The sequence below is a fragment of the Cyanobium sp. Aljojuca 7A6 genome, from assembly GCF_024346455.1.
GTDB lineage: Bacteria > Cyanobacteriota > Cyanobacteriia > PCC-6307 > Cyanobiaceae > Cyanobium.
Genome location: NZ_JAGQCY010000005.1, coordinates 89935 through 107796, shown reverse-complemented (window position 1 = coordinate 107796; position 17862 = coordinate 89935). Strand labels below are relative to the sequence as shown.

General features: G+C 68.3%; 16 protein-coding genes. 9 read left to right on the top strand and 7 right to left on the bottom strand.

Annotated elements, in window-relative coordinates; all coding sequences use genetic code 11:
* The 3 genes from KBY95_RS06430 (at nucleotide 1) to KBY95_RS06420 (ending at nucleotide 2613) form a co-directional block, all read left to right on the top strand.
* A complete protein-coding gene (locus KBY95_RS06430) occupies nucleotides 1-726 on the top strand; it encodes a response regulator (RefSeq protein ID WP_254964140.1) in 726 nt (241 codons plus the stop codon).
* On the top strand, nucleotides 704-2107 hold the full coding sequence (locus KBY95_RS06425) for a HAMP domain-containing sensor histidine kinase (protein WP_254964139.1): 1404 nt from the start codon (nucleotides 704-706) through the stop codon (nucleotides 2105-2107). The genes KBY95_RS06430 and KBY95_RS06425 overlap by 23 nt, the downstream gene beginning before the upstream one ends.
* 98 nt (nucleotides 2108-2205) lie before the next feature.
* The gene (locus tag KBY95_RS06420) at nucleotides 2206-2613 is read left to right on the top strand and encodes a hypothetical protein (protein ID WP_254964138.1); all 408 of its coding nucleotides are present in this window, start codon (nucleotides 2206-2208) and stop codon (nucleotides 2611-2613) included.
* Between the two features lie 9 nt (nucleotides 2614-2622).
* On the opposite strand, the gene KBY95_RS06415 is transcribed toward KBY95_RS06420, so the two are convergent.
* Nucleotides 2623-3828 (bottom strand): phosphoglycerate kinase, encoded by a 1206-nt coding sequence (locus KBY95_RS06415; RefSeq protein WP_254964137.1) that lies wholly within the window; start codon nucleotides 3826-3828, stop codon nucleotides 2623-2625.
* Nucleotides 3829-3968: 140 nt separating this feature from the next.
* On the opposite strand from KBY95_RS06415, the gene KBY95_RS06410 reads away from it, so the two are divergent.
* Together KBY95_RS06410 and ylqF are read left to right on the top strand one after the other, a co-directional pair.
* A complete protein-coding gene (locus KBY95_RS06410) occupies nucleotides 3969-4352 on the top strand; it encodes a universal stress protein (RefSeq protein WP_254944890.1) in 384 nt (127 codons plus the stop codon).
* Nucleotides 4352-5290, top strand: a complete 939-nt coding sequence (ylqF, locus tag KBY95_RS06405; RefSeq protein ID WP_254964136.1) for a ribosome biogenesis GTPase YlqF — start codon at nucleotides 4352-4354, stop codon at nucleotides 5288-5290. The genes KBY95_RS06410 and ylqF overlap by 1 nt, the downstream gene beginning before the upstream one ends.
* A 6-nt stretch (nucleotides 5291-5296) precedes the next feature.
* Here the strand turns inward: ylqF and KBY95_RS06400 are convergent, their stop codons facing one another.
* Nucleotides 5297-6991, bottom strand: a complete 1695-nt coding sequence (locus KBY95_RS06400; protein WP_254964135.1) for a hypothetical protein — start codon at nucleotides 6989-6991, stop codon at nucleotides 5297-5299.
* 295 nt (nucleotides 6992-7286) lie between these two features.
* On the opposite strand from KBY95_RS06400, the gene KBY95_RS06395 reads away from it, so the two are divergent.
* The 4 genes from KBY95_RS06395 to KBY95_RS06380 all read left to right on the top strand — a co-directional run bounded on the left by KBY95_RS06395 (nucleotide 7287) and on the right by KBY95_RS06380 (nucleotide 10519).
* Complete coding sequence (locus KBY95_RS06395) at nucleotides 7287-8237, top strand: RluA family pseudouridine synthase (protein WP_254964134.1); 951 nt, start codon at nucleotides 7287-7289, stop codon at nucleotides 8235-8237.
* A gap of 79 nt (nucleotides 8238-8316) precedes the next feature.
* Complete coding sequence (locus tag KBY95_RS06390) at nucleotides 8317-8589, top strand: hypothetical protein (protein ID WP_254964133.1); 273 nt, start codon at nucleotides 8317-8319, stop codon at nucleotides 8587-8589.
* A 5-nt stretch (nucleotides 8590-8594) separates the two neighbouring features.
* Entirely contained in the window at nucleotides 8595-8834 is a 240-nt protein-coding gene (locus KBY95_RS06385) for a hypothetical protein (RefSeq protein WP_254964132.1), read from the top strand.
* Nucleotides 8831-10519, top strand: coding sequence for a TolC family protein (locus KBY95_RS06380; protein WP_254964131.1), 1689 nt, complete (start codon nucleotides 8831-8833; stop codon nucleotides 10517-10519). Before KBY95_RS06385 ends, KBY95_RS06380 begins: the two co-directional genes overlap by 4 nt.
* On the opposite strand, the gene KBY95_RS06375 is transcribed toward KBY95_RS06380, so the two are convergent.
* From KBY95_RS06375 to KBY95_RS06355, 5 genes are read right to left on the bottom strand one after another with little or no spacing between them, the layout of a single operon-like run.
* Nucleotides 10480-10686 carry a hypothetical protein gene (locus KBY95_RS06375; protein WP_254964130.1) on the bottom strand — a complete coding sequence of 69 codons (207 nt, stop codon included), beginning with the start codon at nucleotides 10684-10686 and terminating at the stop codon, nucleotides 10480-10482. The two genes, KBY95_RS06380 and KBY95_RS06375, sit on opposite strands and share 40 nt — an antisense overlap.
* Nucleotides 10683-11966 (bottom strand): NHLP bacteriocin system secretion protein, encoded by a 1284-nt coding sequence (locus tag KBY95_RS06370; RefSeq protein WP_254964129.1) that lies wholly within the window; start codon nucleotides 11964-11966, stop codon nucleotides 10683-10685. The genes KBY95_RS06375 and KBY95_RS06370 overlap by 4 nt, the downstream gene beginning before the upstream one ends.
* Nucleotides 11967-11974: 8 nt before the next feature.
* Nucleotides 11975-13615: a GMC family oxidoreductase gene (locus tag KBY95_RS06365; RefSeq protein ID WP_254964128.1), complete on the bottom strand. Its 1641-nt coding sequence runs from the start codon at nucleotides 13613-13615 to the stop codon at nucleotides 11975-11977.
* Nucleotides 13612-16287 (bottom strand): MGH1-like glycoside hydrolase domain-containing protein, encoded by a 2676-nt coding sequence (locus KBY95_RS06360; protein ID WP_254964212.1) that lies wholly within the window; start codon nucleotides 16285-16287, stop codon nucleotides 13612-13614. The genes KBY95_RS06365 and KBY95_RS06360 overlap by 4 nt, the downstream gene beginning before the upstream one ends.
* A 59-nt stretch (nucleotides 16288-16346) precedes the next feature.
* Complete coding sequence (locus tag KBY95_RS06355; RefSeq protein WP_254964127.1) at nucleotides 16347-17861, bottom strand: GMC oxidoreductase; 1515 nt, start codon at nucleotides 17859-17861, stop codon at nucleotides 16347-16349.
* Nucleotide 17862 lies beyond the last annotated feature (1 nt).

The following is a 17862-nucleotide window of genomic DNA, read 5'->3' as shown; positions in this document are numbered from 1 at the left end:
ATGGGCCGACCCCATCGGATCTGGGTGGTGGATGACGATCCGGATCTGCGCCATCTCCTGTCCACCTACCTGGGTGACCAGGGCTACGAGGTCCGCTGCATGGGCGATGGCGCCCAGCTGATGGCCCGGCTGGAGGGCCAGCGTCCTGACCTGCTGGTGCTCGACCTGATGCTGCCCGGCGACGACGGCCTCACCTTGCTGCGGCGCCTGCGGGACGGGGAGGACGACCTGCCCGTGCTGATGCTGACGGCCCGGGCCGATGCGGTGGATCGGATCATCGGCCTGGAGCAGGGGGCCGACGACTACCTGGCCAAGCCCTTCCTGCCGCGGGAGCTGACAGCCCGGATCGAGGCGGTGTTGCGTCGCCGCGGCACTCTCCCCGGCGGATTGCCCCAGCCCGATGGGGCCCGGATCGGGTTCGGCGACCTCGAGGTGGATCTGGCGGCCCGCACCCTGGAGCGCCAGGGGGAGGCGCTGACGATCACCGGCGGCGAGTTCGCCTTGCTGGCGGCCTTCGTGCAGCACCCCCACCGGCCCCTGTCACGGGAGCGGCTGATCGAACTGGCCCGGGGCCCGGGCAGCGACACCGACAGTCGCAGCATGGATGTGCAGGTCTCACGGCTGCGGCGGCTGATCGAACCGGAGCCGGCCCGGCCCCGCTATGTGCAGACGGTCTGGGGCTATGGCTACGTGTTCGTCCCCGATGGCAAGCCCCGCCAGTCCTGATCGCTTCTGGCGGCCGTCGCTGGGGCGCACGCTGGCTTACCTGCTGGCTGGCACCGGCGCGGCCGCCCTCAGCCTGCTGCTGCTGCACCTGCTGCTGGGTCGGCGCCTGGCCCAGCAGCTGCTGATTCAGACGGGCTCGGAGGTGGCCTCGAATCTGGTGCTGGGGGAGGTGGCCCTGGAACGCTTCAGCCCGGAGGTGCTTGGCCAGATCAGCGGCATGCAGCTGGTGGTGGGCCGCCGGCCAGAGCCGGCGGCAACGGCGAGGTGGGTGGGCCGGGGGGACCGGCGGCTGCGCTGGCAGGCCGAGCGGCTGCAGGCGGAGCTGTGCCGCCGGCTGGGCCGTTGTCCGGCGGTGCAGCCGGCCTTTTCCCCGCAGCGGGGGGTGTGGGTGGAGATGGCCTCTCCCCTCGAGCCGGTGTGGCTGTTCGTCTCCCTGCCCTCACCGCGGGGCTGGCCGCCCGATCCCTTGCTGCTGTCCATGTCGATCGGCCTGGGCGCACTCGGGGCCCTGTTGCTCTTCCTGACGCTGGAGATTCAGCGGCCCCTGACCCGTCTGCAGGAGGCCCTGGCCGACGTGGGCCTGGAAGCTCTGCCGGAAGCCCTGCCGGACCAGGGCGCCCCGGCGGTGCGGCAGCTGATGGCCCGCTTCAACGCCATGCTGCTGCGGCTGGAGGACTCCGGCCGGGAGCGGACCACGATGCTGGCCGGCATTGCCCATGACCTGCGCAGTCCCCTGACCCGGCTGCGGTTGCGCCTGGCGCTTGCCGCCGAGGGCCCGATGGCGCCCCAGGAACTGGAGCGGGCCCAGGCCGACATCCGCTCGATCGAGCGGATCACCCGCCAGTTCATGATCTTCGCCGGGGCCGAAGCCGGGGAGAGTCCCGTGCTCGTGCCGCTCGATGCCTTGGTGGCGGAGGCAGCGGCGGCGGTGGGGGAGGTGCCCCTGGAGCTGGATCTGGAGCCCCTGGTGCGGCGGGTGCGCCCGATTGCACTGGCGCGGGCGGTGGGCAACCTGCTCGACAACGCCCTCACCTACGGCCGGCCGCCCCTGCGGCTGGTGCTGCGGCCCCTCGGCCCGGGCGACGGGGCGGTGCGCCTCCGCGGCGAGGCTGGACCCGTGGAAAGTGGCTTTGAAATCCAGGTCTGGGATTGTGGCGAGGGCATCGACCCGGAGCAGTGGCAGAAGGCCATGACGCCCTTCCAGCGGCTCGATCAGGCCCGCGGCGGCGAGGGGCACTGCGGCCTGGGCCTGGCCATCGCCGCCAAGGTGGCCCGTGACCATGGCGGTGACTTGCGGCGGCTGGAGGCGCCTGCGGCTGCCGATCCTTCGCTGGGGCGCTTCGCCGTAGCGCTGCGGGCCTGGCCCCTGCCGGGGGTGTGAGGCAGCATCAGTCGCATCTGGTCACAGCTGGCGAGTGGCCAGTCCGATTGCCGTCACACGTGACGGTCACGATGGATGTGTTCAGCAAAGTTCCTCCCATGCCTTCCAACCTTCTTCAGCCCCTGCGGATCGCCGTTCTCGCCGCGATCCTCGGCTCCACCGGTGTCGCCATGGCCCAGGGCGGCCCTTCCGAGGCCGGACGTCCCACACCCGCCCAAATGCAGAAGATCTTTCCCGACCAGAAGCGCCTGGCGATCAGCGATCAGCAGGCCCGCATCGCCATCCTGCAGAGCGGCGAGCGCTGCCTGTCCGCCGCCGGCAGTAGCGAAGCCCTGCGAGGCTGCATGAAGCAGCAGCGCGAGGCCAGCCAGCGCCAGCGTCAGCAGCATCGGGCGTCCATGAAGGCGCTGTTCGAGCGCAACGGCATCGCCATGCCCCAGTGGGGCAAGGGCGACCGCAAGGGGAAATGGGGTGAGGGCAGGCCCGGCACCCCCGGGACCATCTGAGGCCCTGCTTCAGGCCTCGTCGAGGGCGGCCACGCCTGGCAGCACCTTGCCTTCAAGGAGCTCCAGGCTGGCGCCGCCGCCGGTGGAGATGTGGCTCATCTTCTCGGCCACGCCCACCTTCTCCACCGCCGCCACCGAGTCACCGCCGCCGATGATCGTGCAGCAGCCACTGCCGCTGAGCTCGGCCAGGGTGTGGGCGATGGCGTTGGTGCCGGCGGCGAAGGCGTCGAACTCAAACACGCCCATGGGGCCGTTCCAGATCACGGTTTTGCAGTCGGCCAGGGCGTCCTGGAAAGCCTTCACCGAATCGGGGCCGATGTCGAGGCCCATCCAGCCATCGGGGATGGCGTCGATCGCGGTGGTCTGGGTGTTGGCGTCAGGAGAGAAGTTGTCGGCCAGCACCACATCGGTGGGGAGCAGCAGTTGGACGCCCTTGGCGGCCGCCTTGGCTTCCAGTTCCTTGGCCAGTTCCAGCTTGTCCTCCTCCACCAGGCTCTTGCCCACCGCCAGCCCACGGGCCTTGTAGAAGGTGAAGATCATGCCGCCGCCGATCAGCACCTTGTCGCACTTGTCGATCAGCGACTCGAGCACGCCGATCTTGCTGCTCACCTTGGAGCCGCCCACGATGGCGGCCAGGGGGCGCTTGGGCTCATCGATGGCGCCCTGCAGGTACTGCAGCTCCTTCTCCATCAGGAAGCCGGCCACGCTGGGGCTCAGGTAGTTGGTGACCCCCTCGGTGGAGGCATGGGCCCGGTGGGCGGCGCCGAAGGCATCGTTCACGTAGATGTCGGCCAGGGCCGCCAGCTTTGCGGCGAAGCCGGCGTCGTTCTTCTCCTCCTCAGCGAAAAAGCGCACGTTCTCGAGCAGCACCACATCGCCATCAGCCATGGCGGCCACCTTGGCCTCGGCGTCGGGGCCGATGCAGCTGTCGGTCTTGACCACGGATTGGCCCAGCAGCTCGCTGAGACGGGCCGCCACCGGGGTGAGGCGCATGGCGTCATTCACCTGGCCCTTGGGCCGGCCGAAGTGGGCCGCCAGCAGCACCCTGGCGCCGTGGTCGATCAGATGGCGCACGGTCGGCAGGGCCGCGCGGATGCGGGTGTCATCGGTGATGGCGCCAGCCTCATCGAGGGGTACGTTGAAGTCGACCCTGACCAGCACCCGCTGGCCGCGGAGATCATCGGCGCTGAGGCTGGAGAGGGATCGCTTCGCCACGGTTACGTGTAAGGAAAGCCGGGGGGAGATTAGCCTCCGGCCCCTCCCACCCCGCCACTGGCGCGATTCGGTTCTTCCCACCCCCTGTGTCTGGCGGCCGCAGCGGTCGGCGCTAGGACAAGGGGGCTGGACCTACCACCATGTTTGACACCGTCCTGTTTCCCATCGACCAGAGCCGCCAGACGATGGAAACGGCGGCCGTCGCCCTGCAGCTCGCCCAGCGCCACGGCAGCCGCATCGTGCTGCTGTCGGTGGTGGAGGCCGAAGAAGGCGTGATGCATGACCCGGCCGATGTGGCCCGGCTGCTGGAGCAGGCCCGCGCCAGCTTCACCCAGGCCGGCGTGGCCTGTGAGGTGCTCGAGCGGGAGGGAAAGCCGGCCTTCGTGATCGGCGACGTGGCCGATGAGATCAACGCCGACGTGATCGTCATGGGCACCCGGGGCATCACCTTGGAGGGTGACCACCAGAGCACCGCCGCCCGGGTGCTGCAGCTGGCGCCCTGTCCGGTGTTGGTGGTGCCCTGATGCCGGACGCCGGCGACACCGTCCGCCTCAGCACGGCCGCCCCACCGATTCAGTGGTACCCCGGCCACATCGCCAAGGCGGAGAAGGCCCTCAGCGCCAATCTGGAGAAGGTGGATCTGGTCATCGAGGTGCGCGACGCCCGCATCCCCCTGGCCACGGGCCACCCGCGGCTGCAGCGCTGGATCCGGGGCAAGCAGCACCTGCTGGTGATCAATCGCCGCGACATGGTCAGCCCTGCGGCCCGTCTGGCCTGGGACGGCTGGTTTCGCGCGCGGGGCGAGGTGCCCTGGTGGTGCGATGCCAAGGTGGGTACCGGCGTGAAGCAGTTGCAACAGGCGGCGATCCGGGCCGGGGAGCAGCTCAACGCCCGCCGGGCCGGCCGTGGAATGCGGGCCAGGCCGGTGCGGGCCCTGATGCTCGGTTTCCCCAACGTGGGCAAGTCGGCGCTGATCAACCGGCTGGTGCGCCAGAAGGTGGTGGAGAGCGCCCGCCGGGCCGGTGTCACCCGCAGCCTGCGCTGGGTGCGGCTGGGCCAGGACCTGGATCTGCTCGATGCCCCCGGTGTGCTGCCCCCCCGCCTCGATGACCAGCTGGCCGGGTTGCGGCTGGCCCTCTGCGACGACATCGGCCAGGCCTCCTACGACGGCGAAGCGGTGGCCCTGGCTTTCCTGCGGCTGCTGCCCCAGCTGGAGATCGTGGCGGCCGCCGGGGTGGCGCCCGGGCTGCTGGAGCGGCGTTACGGGGTGGCCATGCCCCCCGGGGCTCCGGACGCTACTGCCTGGCTCAGTGCCAGCGCAGCCCGCCACACCAGTGGCGACACGGCCCGCATGGCCCAGCGCCTGCTCGATGATTTCCGCCGCTCGCTGCTGGGGCCGATCTCCTTGGAGCTACCCGTCACTCCCCAACTTGATTCAGGTTCGGGAGTGGAAGTTTCGTGATCTCGATCAGCACTGTCCACGGGTGATGCTCAGTTTCCCGAATGGCATTCCCCAAGGCAAACCCCTACGACTGTAATGAACACACATCAGCGCAGGTATTTGATGCTCTGAGTTCGTCATTCCCGTAAGATCTGGAGAGATTTGGGATTGATACATGATCTCAATTGACGGAGAAATGGCCCGGTAATCCGTCCACTCTTTCAACCATCCTGGAGTGACCTGTATGGATCCAGTCACCTGGCCATAGCCAGCGCTGAGAAGGGCCTGGCGATGGATCAGTAGCATGCCCACTGTCAAATAAGCGGCCAGAGCCAGCGTCAGGAGAGGAGCAATGAAAGGACCGTGCCTTGATTGAATTCCAGCGGGAGAAAATGAAGGGGAAATGACTACAAGGCTTTTATCGACAGTGCCAATAAGAAGCAAAAATGGGAAGATGCTGTAGGGAGTTGATGGCCTTAACCCTGCTTCACTGAAGAATAAAAACTGGAAAGCGATGATGCTTAAGCTACCACATAGAGCTAGGCCAATGATCAGAAGTTCTCCTGAGTTGGCCCTGTCCTCTCGCCATCTCAAGGATCTTTTCTGCATGGTCAAAGCAAGCATCAAGATCCAAGGACAAATCAAGGTCAGTAAGACGGAGGGGAGAGAAAGAAGCATGAGCGTATTGCGCTTCAGGAGGTTGAGAAAGGGAAGTGGGTTGCTTCGTAGGCGCTCGATGCCAATGTTTCTCTGGATCCTTGACAGTTCACGGCCACATCCCGGCAATCCGGTTTCGTTGGTCTCCTTCAAGGCTTCGCGCCAGGTCTGGCCTGTGGCCATGCCCATGATCGAACCCCCCGAGTTGGCGCCGATGGACCCGCAGGCGGTTCTGGCCAGGTTTCGCTCCAGCGCCAGCTGTCCTCCCGAAATCAGCAACCAGCCAAGAAGGGCCAGCAGCAGGATGGAGAGGAGGCGTCGCCAGGCCCAGGACGGCTGCTTCCCCTGGGACCCGAGGCGACCTGCCGCAACGGCTACCAGGACCGCCAGGGAAGGGAGTAATCCCAGAGTTCCTGGGCGGGCCTGGACCGCCAGTGTGAGCAATAGAAAGCCAGCGGCGCTTCGAATGGCGTGCTCGCGGAACCTCCCGGCTTTGAGAGAATCGTTCCCCAGCACGAACCACGCAAGGGCGACGTTCACGAAGATGAAGGCATTGAGTTCGGAGCCGTGGGTGTAGCCAAGGCCCTGGCCAGTGAAGTCCAGGAATGGAGACGATTCAAACCTGGGTAGCGTGCTCACCAGGAGCGCGCCGAGCCCCGCTGTGGCGATCAGCGTCAGCCGCGGACGGAGCGCCGTCAGAACGGCGGCGATGCTCGCCAGAGCCAAGAGCCGTTTGATGGCCAGAGCACTCACCAGAGGGTCAGGTCCGATGCGGTGACCGAGCCAGAGGGAGGCCACGTTGAAAGGGAGGTTCCAGGGTCTCCGGACCCCATAATCCGTGCGGTAGCCACTGGCTGCATCCAGAGAAGCCTTCAGCCAGTCGAACCCGTCTGCAACTGGAAACCGCCCTCCGAGGAAATCATGAAAGCTGTTGTCGTTTCCGGCTGCAGCCAAATAGATCAGGGTCGAGAGGCTGACCAGTGTCCAAAAGAACCACTCCAACCGATGGCCGACTGGTCGCTGCTGTTGTTGGTGAAGCAACGGCGGGAGGCTGCGGGGTGTCATGACGCCGGCGGTGGTTGTGGTGGGGAGATGATGCGTTGCGGACTGACCCGATGACCCGCCCTCCTGTAGGCATGGATTCTGCTCGTGATGGCCCATTCGCACATCCGGGCGTTGTCAGCGATTGGGGTTCACCCATCAATGACCCCAATGGCGTCCAGAAGCGTTGACTGCTCACCGTATGGTCGGGGTCGAAGTGATGATGCAGACGTCTGGTTATCGAAACTGCCGCCCGGTTACTCCCCACCGCCCTCCGACGGCCCCATGTGGGGAGAGCCGCACTGACGATGATGCTGTGATGGCCGCGTTTGGTGAAGGTGAAGGGGAGCTGCTGACGCTCCATTACCCGAAGCCGCTGCCGATGCGGCTCGACCGCTGGCTGGTGTCCCAGCGGCCCGAGCAGAGCCGAGCCCGGATCCAGAAGTTCATCGAGGCGGGATATGTGCGGGTCAACGGCGTCACGGGTCGGGCCAAGACGCCCCTGCGCACCGACGACAGCGTGGAGCTGTGGATGCCGCCGCCGGAGCCCCTGCCCTATCTGGTGGCCCAGCCCATGGCGCTGGACGTGCTGTTCGAAGACGCCCATCTGATTGTGATCAACAAGCCCGCCGGGCTCACGGTCCATCCCGCCCCCGGCAACAAGGACGGCACCCTGGTGAACGGCCTGCTGCACCACTGCCCCGACCTGCCGGGCATCGGTGGCGAGATGCGGCCCGGCATCGTGCACCGGCTCGACAAGGACACCACCGGCTGCATCGTCGTCGCCAAGAGCCAGGAGGCGCTGGTGAAGCTGCAGGTGCAGATCCAGAAGCGCATCGCCTCGCGGGAGTACCTGGCGGTGGTGCATGGCCAGCCCGCGGCCGACAGTGGCACGATCGTGGCGGCCATCGGTCGCCATCCGGTCGATCGCAAGAAGTACGCCGTGGTTTCGGACAGCACCGGGCGCCATGCCTGCACCCACTGGCGCCTGGTCGAGCCCCTGGGCGATTACTCCCTGCTGCGCTTCAAGCTCGACACGGGCCGCACCCACCAGATCCGGGTGCACTGCGCCCACACGGGCCATCCGATCGTGGGCGATGCCACCTATGGCCGTTGCCGCAAGCTGCCGCTGGCCCTCAGCGGCCAGGCCCTGCATGCGGTGCGGCTGGCCCTCGACCACCCGATCAGCGGCGAGCGGTTGGTGTGCGAGGCGCCCCTGCCGGAGGTGTTCGAGTCGCTGCTGCTGGCCCTCAGGCGGCGCAGCTCCTGAGGACCAGCTGGACCTGCGGCTGGGGCGGCTTGTATCGCCGGGTGCCGGCGGCAGACTTGGGCTCCTGGCTATCGGTGTCATGGCCCCGTCGCCGCGTCGGCTGTTCGTCGATCAGTTCTTTGTCGGCTGGGTGTATGGCCCCTGGGTGGTGGCCGGCCTGCTGGTGATCCTGGCGCTGCGGCTGTTGCTGGCCGAGGATTTCAACCTGCACAGCCACGCCTGGGGGTTGTTCGGCAACGCGGCGATCTGCTTCTCCATCGGCTGTGTCTGTCAGCTCTCCTGGGCCATGGCGCGTTTCAGCGCTGTGCGCCAGCTGGAGTTGCAGCTACGCCAGGAGCTGGGTCTGCGCTGATGGCGATGACCCGTTCCCAGCTCGGCATGGTCGTGACCCTGCCCTGGCTGGCCGCCGGGGTGGTGTTGCTGGCCATGACCCGCCTTGAAGGTGAGACGCAGGAGGCTCAGCTGGGCCTGTTCGGCAGTGCCGCCATCTGCTTCTCGATCGGCTGTCTGGCCCGCACCAGCCTGGGCCTCCACGACCTGATCCAGGCTCCCCCCAGCAAGGACGCGGTGCCAGACCCGTTCCCCCGTCAGCCATGACCAGATGCCGCGTCCCAGGCTGGCTGGTCCCGGCCCTGGCTCTGGCTCTCTTGGCGCCGGTGGCCCAGGCCCAGGCCCAGGTTCCGGTGCCCCAGCCGCGCCGCCTGCCACCCCCCTCCCCGGTGCTGCTGCGCAGCCTCCAGGGGTTTCAGCAGGATCTCGAACGGCTCGACCGCAGCCTGCTGCCGGCCGGGCCGGAGGTGGATGGGGCTGGGGATGCGGAAGGCGCCGCCCCCACCGCGTCCGACCTGCCGGCCCCGGCCGCGACGGCCCTGCCGCAGGCGCCCGAGGGGGTGCACATCGCGCGGCGCCAGCGGCTCAGCCTGGCCGAGGCCCTGGCGGTGGCGGTGCGCAACGATCCGGATCTGGCCGCCGCCGTGCTGGGGGTGCGCGAGCAGCAGGACCTGGCCGGCTCGGCCCGGGGGCGCTGGTGGCCGGACCTGGGCCTGAACCTGGCCGGTGGCTTCCGCCAGCAGCGTTCCTACAGCCAGGTCTGGACCGACAACGCCGGGATCTATCCAGCGGGCTCCCCGTTTCTGGTCCGCAACCAGGGCTGGAATGTGGTGCAGTCCAATGTTGGTGCGGCCGCCGCCCGCATGGAACTGGGCTGGGAGCTGATCAGCCCCTATCGCGCCGCCAGCATCGCTGAGGCCGACGACGGCCTCAAGGCCTCCCGCCAGCGCTACGCCGATCGGTTGCGCCAGCTGCAGCTGGATGTGAGCGTCGCCTACTACGGCCTGCAGCTCGCCGACCAGCTGCAGCGCATTCGCCGGGCCGTCGCCGAGAGCGACACGGTGGTGCGCGACCAGGTGGCGGCCCTCCAGCAGGCGGGCCTGGTGCCGCGGCTGGACCGGCTCCGGGCCGAGGCCGCCCTGCAGCAGAGTCTTTATCGCCTTGAGCAGGCGGAGGCCCTGCAGCTGAGCCGTCAGCGCCAGCTCAGCAACCTGATCAACGTGCCCTTCGATGTCAGCCTGCGGGCCAGCGAGGCGGTGCGGCTGCAGCCCCCCTGGCCCCTCGATCTGGAGCAGACGATCGTGCGCGGCTGGCGCGACAACCCCCAGCTGCGGGCCCTGCAGGCCGCCCGTGACGGCCTGCTGCGCCAGGCCGATCGCCGCGCCGCCGAACTGCTGCCCAGCCTGCGGCTGGTGGCCACCGGTGGCTACGGCCAGGGGCTGATCACCCAACCGGTGATCGAGCTGGATGGCTGCTGCAGCTCGGCCCTCATTCCCCAGCTGCTCAACCAGCGCTCCGACTGGGCCGCGGGCCTGCAGCTGCATTGGCGTTTCTTCGATGGCGGCGTCACCGCCGGCGCCGTGGCCGCCAGCCGCAGCGCCGCAGCGCGCACCGACCAGAGCCTGGCCCGCGAACGCAACGCCATCCGCCAGCGCCTCGAGGCCGCCTTCTACGACCACCGGGCCGCCCTGCGCCAGATCGTGGCGGCCCGCGCCTCCTACAGCGCCTCCCGGGAGGCCTTCCGCGATGTGCGGGCCCGCTACCAGCTCGGACTGGCCGACTACAGCGATGTGGCCACCACGGTGGCCACCCTCACCGGCGCCATGGAGGGGGTGGCCGAGTCCACCACCCTGGCCAATGTCAGCTACGCCCAGCTGCTGCGTGAGCTGCTGCCGGTGCCGGACCGGCCCGATCAGCCGGTGGCGCTGCCGCTGGTGCTGGGCGGCTCCTGAGCACCGCCACAGAGCCGCTGCCAGCGGCGGTGGCGCCAGGCGAACGTGCGCCACAGCAGCAGCACCAGCAGGGCCGCGAACCAGAACCACACTTCCGGGGCGTTGGCATGCAGCAACACCACCAGCAGGGCCGCCACCAGCACCAGCCAGGGCAGTTCGCGGGTCATGGCAAAGCGTCCTGCTGCCGCAGGGGCGCCTGGTCCTGGCGCTCCTGCTGGCGCAGGGTGCGATAGCTGCCCGTGAGGTCGCGCAGCATCGGCAGCAGGTAGCTGACCGGTGGGCGCCATTCGACGTAGCCGTGGGCCTTGAGGGTCAGCCCCTCGCGGATCGGAAAGACGCTGCTGCCGCGGCTGAGGGTCCAGCGGAAGCCATCGAAGTCGGCAGCGTCGCCCGCGCTCAGCAAGGTGATCTCGGTGCGCATCACCGGTCCGTGTCGCACCAGGGCTTCCGCCAGCTGGGGGTTGCCCATGGTGGTGTTGACATCTTCGCTGGTGGCGGGCAGCAGGTTGATGCTGCTGACGCGACCACGGATGCCGCCGAAGCGGCCCCGCTCGTTCCAGTCCGGCACCACCTCCATGGCCAGGCCGGGGCGCAGGCGGCGGGCATCGGCCGGCGCGAAGTAGGCCACGGCCTGCGGGGTCTGGCCACCCTCAGGGCCCCCCAGGGTGCCGAGGCGTTGGCCCGGTTTCACCGTCTGACCGCTCACCACCTGCAGGTCCAGCAGCCGCCCATCCCGGGTGGCGTTGAGGCTGCCGTCGAAGCTCAGCCGGGCCTGGGTGACCCCCACGGCGCGGCGCGCGTCACTGATGGCAAAGCGCCGCCGCTGGGCTTCGGTCTCGATGCCCAGCTTCACCGTCTCCCAGGCGTCGATGGCCTCCCGTTCGCGGATGCCGAGATCGGCGACGCTGTTGTCGAGCTGGATGGCCCGGTCTTCGCTGGCCACCACCTCCCCGGCCAGGGGCGCCACCACCTCGCGGCGGGCGAGATGGCGGAAATCGGCCACCTTCTGGTCGTAGACGCGACGCAGGGCGTCGAGGCGTTCACGGTTGCCACCCAGCTGGGCCAGGGCCGTGTCCCGCAGCCGCCGGGCCGAGGCCAGTCGCGCCTGGTCGCGCCGGTCGAGATCGGCGTTGATGCGGATCAGTTCCGCCAGATCCTTCTCCTGACGGCGCAGTTGCTGCTCCAGGGTGGGCAGGTAGAGGCGCAGCAGGGTCTGGCCACGGCTCACCCGCTCCCCAACCCGCACCGGCAGGCTGAGGATCTGACCCTCGGCCCGGGCATCGATCACCGTGGCGCCACCGGGCACGATCACCACCCCCCGGCCGATCACCTCGGTGGGTACCGGCCAGAACAGGAACCAGCCGGCCGTCAGGGCCCAGGCGCTGCCGAGGGCCAGCAGCACCCGCCGCTCGTCAGGGGGCCCAGGGAGCCGATTCAGGTTGCGCATGGCCACCCTCAGCCCCGCAGCCGCTCCACCAGGTGGGTGCCCACCCGCAGGGCGTTGGCGATGGCGGTGAGGGAGGGATTCACGGCGCCGATCGTGGGCATGAAGCTGGTGTCGACGACGTAAAGGTTGTCGAGTTCGTGGGCCTTGCAGTCGAGGTCGAGCACCGAGCTGGCCGGATCGCTGCCGAAACGGCAGGTGCCGGCCTGGTGCCCCACGGCGGCGATGCCCATGCTGTTGGCGATGTAGAACTGGCGCTCCACCAGGTGCTGGCGCAGATAGAGGCGATCCAGCAGGCCCTCCAGCCGGCTGACGAGGCGCGCCGAGGCGGTGAGGTTGTTGGGGGTGTAGCTGAGCTGAATCTGACCGGAGCCGGTCACGGTCACCCGGTTGTTGGGATCGGGAAGATCCTCGCTGGAGATCCAGAAGTCGAGGGCATGCTGGGCGATCTTGTCCATGCTCCAGCCGGGCATCAGGAAGGTTTCCAGAGGCGCGTAGCCCTTCATGATCGTGCCGTTGGTCTTGCCCGTCATCTGGATGTTGCCCATCGGATAGTCGAAGTCGGCATCCCCGAGATACCAGTCGTTGATGGAGACCGTTTTCTGGAACACGGTGAGGTTCGGCTCATGGGCCAGGGCCACCATCGCCTTGCTGTTGTGGAACATGTAGTGGCGGCCCACCTGGTCGGAGCCGTTGGCCAGGCCCCGGGGATGCTGGTCGTTGGCCGATACAAGCAGCAGCCGGGCGCTGTTGGCGGCGCCGCAGCTCACCACCACCACATCCCCGCTGACCGTCAGCGGCTCGCCGTCCCGCTCAAGCTCCACGGCGCTGACCGTGCGGCCGGAGGCATCGGTGTGCAGCCGCTTCACCAGCGCCCGCGTCAGCAGGGACACGTTGGAGCTCGCCAGGGCCGGCCGGAGGCCCAGCACCTCCGCGTCCGATTTGGCGTGCACCAGGCAGGGGAAACCATCGCAGCAGTTGCACTTGCGGCAACGGCTGAAGGCCATGTTGGCCTCATCGAGCTGCACGCCGCTGGGGGCATGGAACGGGTGCAGCCCGGCGGAGCGCAGGTCGTCGACGAGCTTCTGCATCCGCGGCTCATGGGCCACGGGCGGATGGGGGTAGGGGCCACTGCAGGGCGGCTCGGTGGGATCCTCACCGCGCTGGCCGTGCACGTGGTACATCTCCTCGGCCCTCTGATACCAGGGCTCGAAATCGGCGTAGCGCAGGGGCCAGGCCGGCGATGTGCCATCGAAGTGGGCCAGCTGCTCGAAGTCCTGCTGGCGCAGGCGGAAGTGGGCAGCGCCATACATCTTGGTGGCGCCCCCGACGAAGTAATGGCTGCCGGGCTGGAAGCTCTTGCCGTGCTTGTCGAGCCAGGGATCCTTCGACACATAGCGGTTCTGCTGGAACACCGCTTCGGCGTCCCAGTTCTGGGGTTCCTGGGGCAGCCAGTCGCCCCGCTCCAGCACCAGCACCTTCAGGCCCGTGGGGGCCAGGTGGCGGGCCAGGGTGCCGCCACCGGCGCCGCTGCCGATGATCACCACATCGAAGTGGGCCCCGTGGCTCACCTGCAGTTGCTCTGCGGCCGGCAGGGGCGAGGTGTGAACACTCGGACCGGCGATCGCGGCGCTGGGGGACGGGGAGCTCATGACGGGGTGTTCATGACGGGGGGGGTGTAGCGGTTGAGCTGGTTGAGCATCTTGCAGACCATGGCGCTCCAGCCGGTCTGATGGGAGGCACCGACGCCGCTGCCATTGTCGCCGTGGAAGTATTCGTTGAACAGGATCAGATCGCGCCAGTGGGGATCGCTCTGGAAGAGCTCCACGCCGCCATTGAAGGGGCGGCGGCCCTCGCTATCCCGGCGGAACAGACCCACCAAGCGTTTTTCCAGCTCCAGGGAGGCCTCCCAGAGGCTGATCCAGTGGCCGGAGCGTGTGGGGAACTCCACCTTGAAGCTGTCGTCGTAGAAGTGGGCAAACTTCTGCAGCGATTCGATCAGCAGGAAGTTCATCGGCATCCACACCGGCCCGCGCCAGTTGGAGTTGCCCCCGAACATGGCCACCGGACTGTCGGCCGGGCTGTAGGCGAGGGTCTGACTCTGGCTGCCTTCGGTGTAGGTGTAGGGGTGCCGTTCGTACACCTTGGAAAGGGAACGGATGCCGTAGGGCGAGAGAAACTCCGCCTCATCGAAGAGCCGCTCGCAGATGCGCTGCAGGCGCTCCCTGGGCACCAGGGTGAACAGCACCCGGTCGTTGTGCCAGATCCCCAGATTTTCCACGATCCAGGAGGGTGTGGTGCGCTCATGGGTGAACCACGCCAGGGTGCGGGTGACATCCAGCATCGGTAGCCGTGCCACGGTGTCGATGTCGAAGCTCTGCACCGCCAGCAGCGGCACCAGGCCCGAAAGTGAACGGGTGCGCAGGTAGTCGACGCTGCCGTCGGGCCGTTTGATCACGTCGTAATAGAAGCCGTCCTCCTCGTCCCAGTTGAGGTAGTTGCGGCCGGCCGGATTGTTGAGGCCGATGGCCAGCTGCACGAAATCCACCACGAACCGTTCGCAGATGTCGGCGTACTCCGGCTCTTCGTGGCTCAGCTCCACGGCGATCTGCAGCAGGTTGAGACTGAGCGAGGCCATCCAGGCCGTGCCGTCGCACTGCTCGATGATGCTGCCGTCGGCCAGGGGGAAACGCCGGTCGAACACGGCGATGTTGTCGAGGCCCAGGAAGCCCCCTTCGAACACGTTGTCGCCGGAGCGGTCGTTGCGGTTCGCCCACCAGCCGTACTCCAGGATCAGCTTGCGCAGGGCCGCCCGCAGGAAGGCCAGATCGGCGGTGTCGGAATTCTTGCGATCGATCTGATAGATGCGCATCGCCGCCCAGGCGCCAATCGGCGGATTGGGATCGGACAGGGCCCATTCGTAGGCGGGGGTCTGGGCGTTGGGTGCGGTGTAGTGGGGTTTGCGCAGCAGCATGCACTGCTCCTTGGCCGTCGCCGGATCGAAGACGGCGAAGGCCACCGCGTGGAACATCAGATCCCATTGGCAGAAGTAGGGGTATTCCCAGCAATCCGGCATCGAGATCACGTCGTGGGCGTGCAGCCGTTGCCAGTAGGCGTTCTGGGTGTGACGCCGCTGGGCCGGTGGGGGCGTGCCGGTGGGGTCGCCTTCCAGCCAGCGCATCACGCTCCAGCCGTAGTACTTCTTGCACCAGAGCAGCCCGGCGGTGCCGGCCAGGTGGATGCGCCGGTCGTCTTCGGACAGGCCGGGAACGCGATGCTCGAAATACTCCAGCCACTCCCGTTCACGTTCGGCGAAGGTCGCTGCAACGGCGTCCCGCTCCAGGGCAGGGGCCGGCGCGGGGCCGTCGACGCGGTGCAGCCGCAGTTCCACCACCCATTCCTCGCCGGCGGCCAGGGTGCGCTGCAGCAGGCGGCCCGCCTTGCTGCCCTCCAGGGCCGGATTCACCGCGCCGGTTTCGCCGTCGACCACATGGCGGTGGAAGCCGTCCTTCTGGAAGGCCGTGGCGTTGGGCTGGCCCCAGAGCCGCTCGCTGTTGGTTTCGTTGTCGGTGAAGATCCAGTGGCCGGGCTCCTCGCAGTCGAGCTGATACACCCCCAGATGGGGGATCCCATCGGTGACCACCGATGGGCCGCTGGCGCCATCGCCGGCGCCACCGACCGGGCGGATCCGGTGCTCGACTTCATCGGGATAGCCCCAGCGCCAGGTGTTGCGCAGCCACAGGCTCGGCAGCAGGGTGAGCGGGGCCGCTTCGGGGCCGCGGTTGGTGGCCCGCAGGCGGATCAGCAGGTCCTCCGGTCCGGCCTTGGCGTACGTGATGACGACATCGAAGTAGCGGCTGTCGTCGAAGATCCCCGTGTCGACCAGTTCGTACTCGGGCTGGTCGCGGCCGCGGCGGCCGTTCTCCTCCCGCAGCTGCTCGTAGGGCAAGGCCCGCTGCGGGTACTTGTAGAGCCCCCGCATGAAGCTGTGGGTGGGGGTGTTGGCGAGATGGAAGAAATAGTCCTTGAGATCCTCGCCATGGTTGCCTTCGGGATTGCCGAGCCCGAAGGGTCGTTCCTTGAGGATTGGATCCACGCCGTTCCAGAGGGCCAGCGAGAAGCACAGGCGGCACTGGTCGTCGCAGAGGCCCAGCAGGCCGTCCTCGCCCCAGCGGTAGACGCGGGAGCGGGCGTGGTCGTGGGGGAAGGAGGTCCAGGCATCCCCGTCGGCGGAATAGTCCTCGCGCACCGTGCCCCACTGGCGCTCGCTCAGGTAGCTGCCCCAGAGGCTCCAGGGGGCGAGGTCGTGGTCGCGCTCGGCCATGCGCCGGCTTTCCGACGGGCTGATGGCGTCGAGCGCGGCGCGGCTGGGGACGCTGGGGGTCACAGGGAGGCCTTCAGGGCGGCGCCGATGCGCAGGGCGTTGGCGATCACCGTGAGCCCCACCCCCACCGACGGGCAGAAGGGCAGCACGCTGGCATCGACGATCCAGAGGTTGGCCACCTCGTGGCTGCGGCCCTGCAGGTTGACCACCGAGGTGGCCGGATCCGAGCCCATGCGGCAAGTGCCGCAGGCGCCGCCGATCACCGGCAGGGGCGCTTCGCCGCGGGGGTGGGTGGGGGCGGCCTTGGTGACAAGGGTCAGGGGGTCGGCCTCCACGGCCTTGAGGCTGTCGATCCAGCGGTAGACGAGGCGGTCGTGGGCCTCCCGGTTGTTGGCCGTGTAATGAATCTGCAGCAGGTTGCCCCGCAGGGCGACCCGGTTGTGGGGATCGGGCCGCACGGCGCTCATCGCCCACCAGGTGATCGAGCGGGAGGCCAGCTGCTCGAGGCCGAAATCCGGCAGCAGGCGGGTCACCAGGGAGAGCACCGGCGGTGATTCGGCGAACAGGGCGTCCTGGAGCACGCCGCCGCCGCTCTGGATCGAACCAAGGGGGAAGTCGACGTTCTTGTCGCCCCAGTAGAAGTCGGTGATGCCATGGCCGCGGCCGTAGCGGCCCGAATTGGGGGCGGCCGCCAGCTGGAGGATCGAGGTGAGCTGGGGCTTCATCAGGTTGCGGCCCACCTGATCGGAGCCGTTGGCCAGGCCGCGGGCGTGGTGATCGGTGGCGGAGCGCAGCAGGATCTCCGGCGTGCCGATGGCCCCGGCGGCCAGCACGACCTGGTGGCCGCGGAACAGCCAGCGCTGGTTGTCGATCTCCGCTTCGACGCCGCGCACCTCCTGGCCCGAAGGGTTGACGTGCAGCTGCATCACCCGGGCGTGCTCCTTGACCGTGACCCCGCCGCTGGTCCGCGCCGGATCCACGCCGAACAGCTCGGCATCCCCGGTGGGATCGACCGCTGAATCGGACCAGCTCAGGGGCAGGTCGTAGGGATGCAGACCCTGGCGTTCGAGCGCGGCCCGCAGCTCCACCAGGAACGGCTCCACCGGCCGTGGCGCGGCGGGATAGGGGCTGTTGCGCCCAGGGGCGGTGGGATCGGCGCCGGCCACGCCATGGACGTGATAGAGCGTCTCCGCCCTGTCGTACCAGGGGGCCAGGTCGTCGTAGCGCAGCTCCCAGTCGGGGGAGGGCCCCTCCTGCAGGGGCACGCCAACGAACTCCTGCTCACGCAGGCGTTCCAGCACGCCGCCCCAGATCTTGGTGTTGCCGCCGATGGCATGCACCATCTGGGGGGAGAAGGGATCACCGTCGGTGCCGAACCACTTCTCCTCGGGGTGGTAGAGCTGCTTGCGGAACAGCCCCACCTCAGCCACGTTCTGGTCGGCCCGGGGCATGACGCCACCGCGCTCCAGCAACAGCACCGTGTGGCCCCCATCGGCAAGGGCGGCGGCCAGGGTGCCGCCACCGGCACCGCTGCCGATCAGGATGACGTCGTAGTGGTTGTCGTCAATGATCATG

What these genes read in the sequence shown, in the direction of transcription:
- KBY95_RS06430 (WP_254964140.1), top strand. Translation starts at nt 1, where the DNA reads ATGGGCCGACCCCATCGGATCTGGGTGGTGGATGACGATCCGGATCTG.
- KBY95_RS06425 (WP_254964139.1), top strand. Translation starts at nt 704, where the DNA reads ATGGCAAGCCCCGCCAGTCCTGATCGCTTCTGGCGGCCGTCGCTGGGG.
- KBY95_RS06420 (WP_254964138.1), top strand. Translation starts at nt 2,206, where the DNA reads ATGCCTTCCAACCTTCTTCAGCCCCTGCGGATCGCCGTTCTCGCCGCG.
- KBY95_RS06410 (WP_254944890.1), top strand. Translation starts at nt 3,969, where the DNA reads ATGTTTGACACCGTCCTGTTTCCCATCGACCAGAGCCGCCAGACGATG.
- ylqF (WP_254964136.1), top strand. Translation starts at nt 4,352, where the DNA reads ATGCCGGACGCCGGCGACACCGTCCGCCTCAGCACGGCCGCCCCACCG.
- KBY95_RS06400 (WP_254964135.1), bottom strand. Translation starts at nt 6,991, where the DNA reads ATGACACCCCGCAGCCTCCCGCCGTTGCTTCACCAACAACAGCAGCGA.
- KBY95_RS06395 (WP_254964134.1), top strand. Translation starts at nt 7,287, where the DNA reads ATGGCCGCGTTTGGTGAAGGTGAAGGGGAGCTGCTGACGCTCCATTAC.
- KBY95_RS06390 (WP_254964133.1), top strand. Translation starts at nt 8,317, where the DNA reads ATGGCCCCGTCGCCGCGTCGGCTGTTCGTCGATCAGTTCTTTGTCGGC.
- KBY95_RS06385 (WP_254964132.1), top strand. Translation starts at nt 8,595, where the DNA reads ATGACCCGTTCCCAGCTCGGCATGGTCGTGACCCTGCCCTGGCTGGCC.
- KBY95_RS06380 (WP_254964131.1), top strand. Translation starts at nt 8,831, where the DNA reads ATGACCAGATGCCGCGTCCCAGGCTGGCTGGTCCCGGCCCTGGCTCTG.
- KBY95_RS06375 (WP_254964130.1), bottom strand. Translation starts at nt 10,686, where the DNA reads ATGACCCGCGAACTGCCCTGGCTGGTGCTGGTGGCGGCCCTGCTGGTG.
- KBY95_RS06370 (WP_254964129.1), bottom strand. Translation starts at nt 11,966, where the DNA reads ATGCGCAACCTGAATCGGCTCCCTGGGCCCCCTGACGAGCGGCGGGTG.
- KBY95_RS06365 (WP_254964128.1), bottom strand. Translation starts at nt 13,615, where the DNA reads ATGAGCTCCCCGTCCCCCAGCGCCGCGATCGCCGGTCCGAGTGTTCAC.
- KBY95_RS06360 (WP_254964212.1), bottom strand. Translation starts at nt 16,287, where the DNA reads ATGGCCGAGCGCGACCACGACCTCGCCCCCTGGAGCCTCTGGGGCAGC.
- KBY95_RS06355 (WP_254964127.1), bottom strand. Translation starts at nt 17,861, where the DNA reads ATGATCATTGACGACAACCACTACGACGTCATCCTGATCGGCAGCGGT.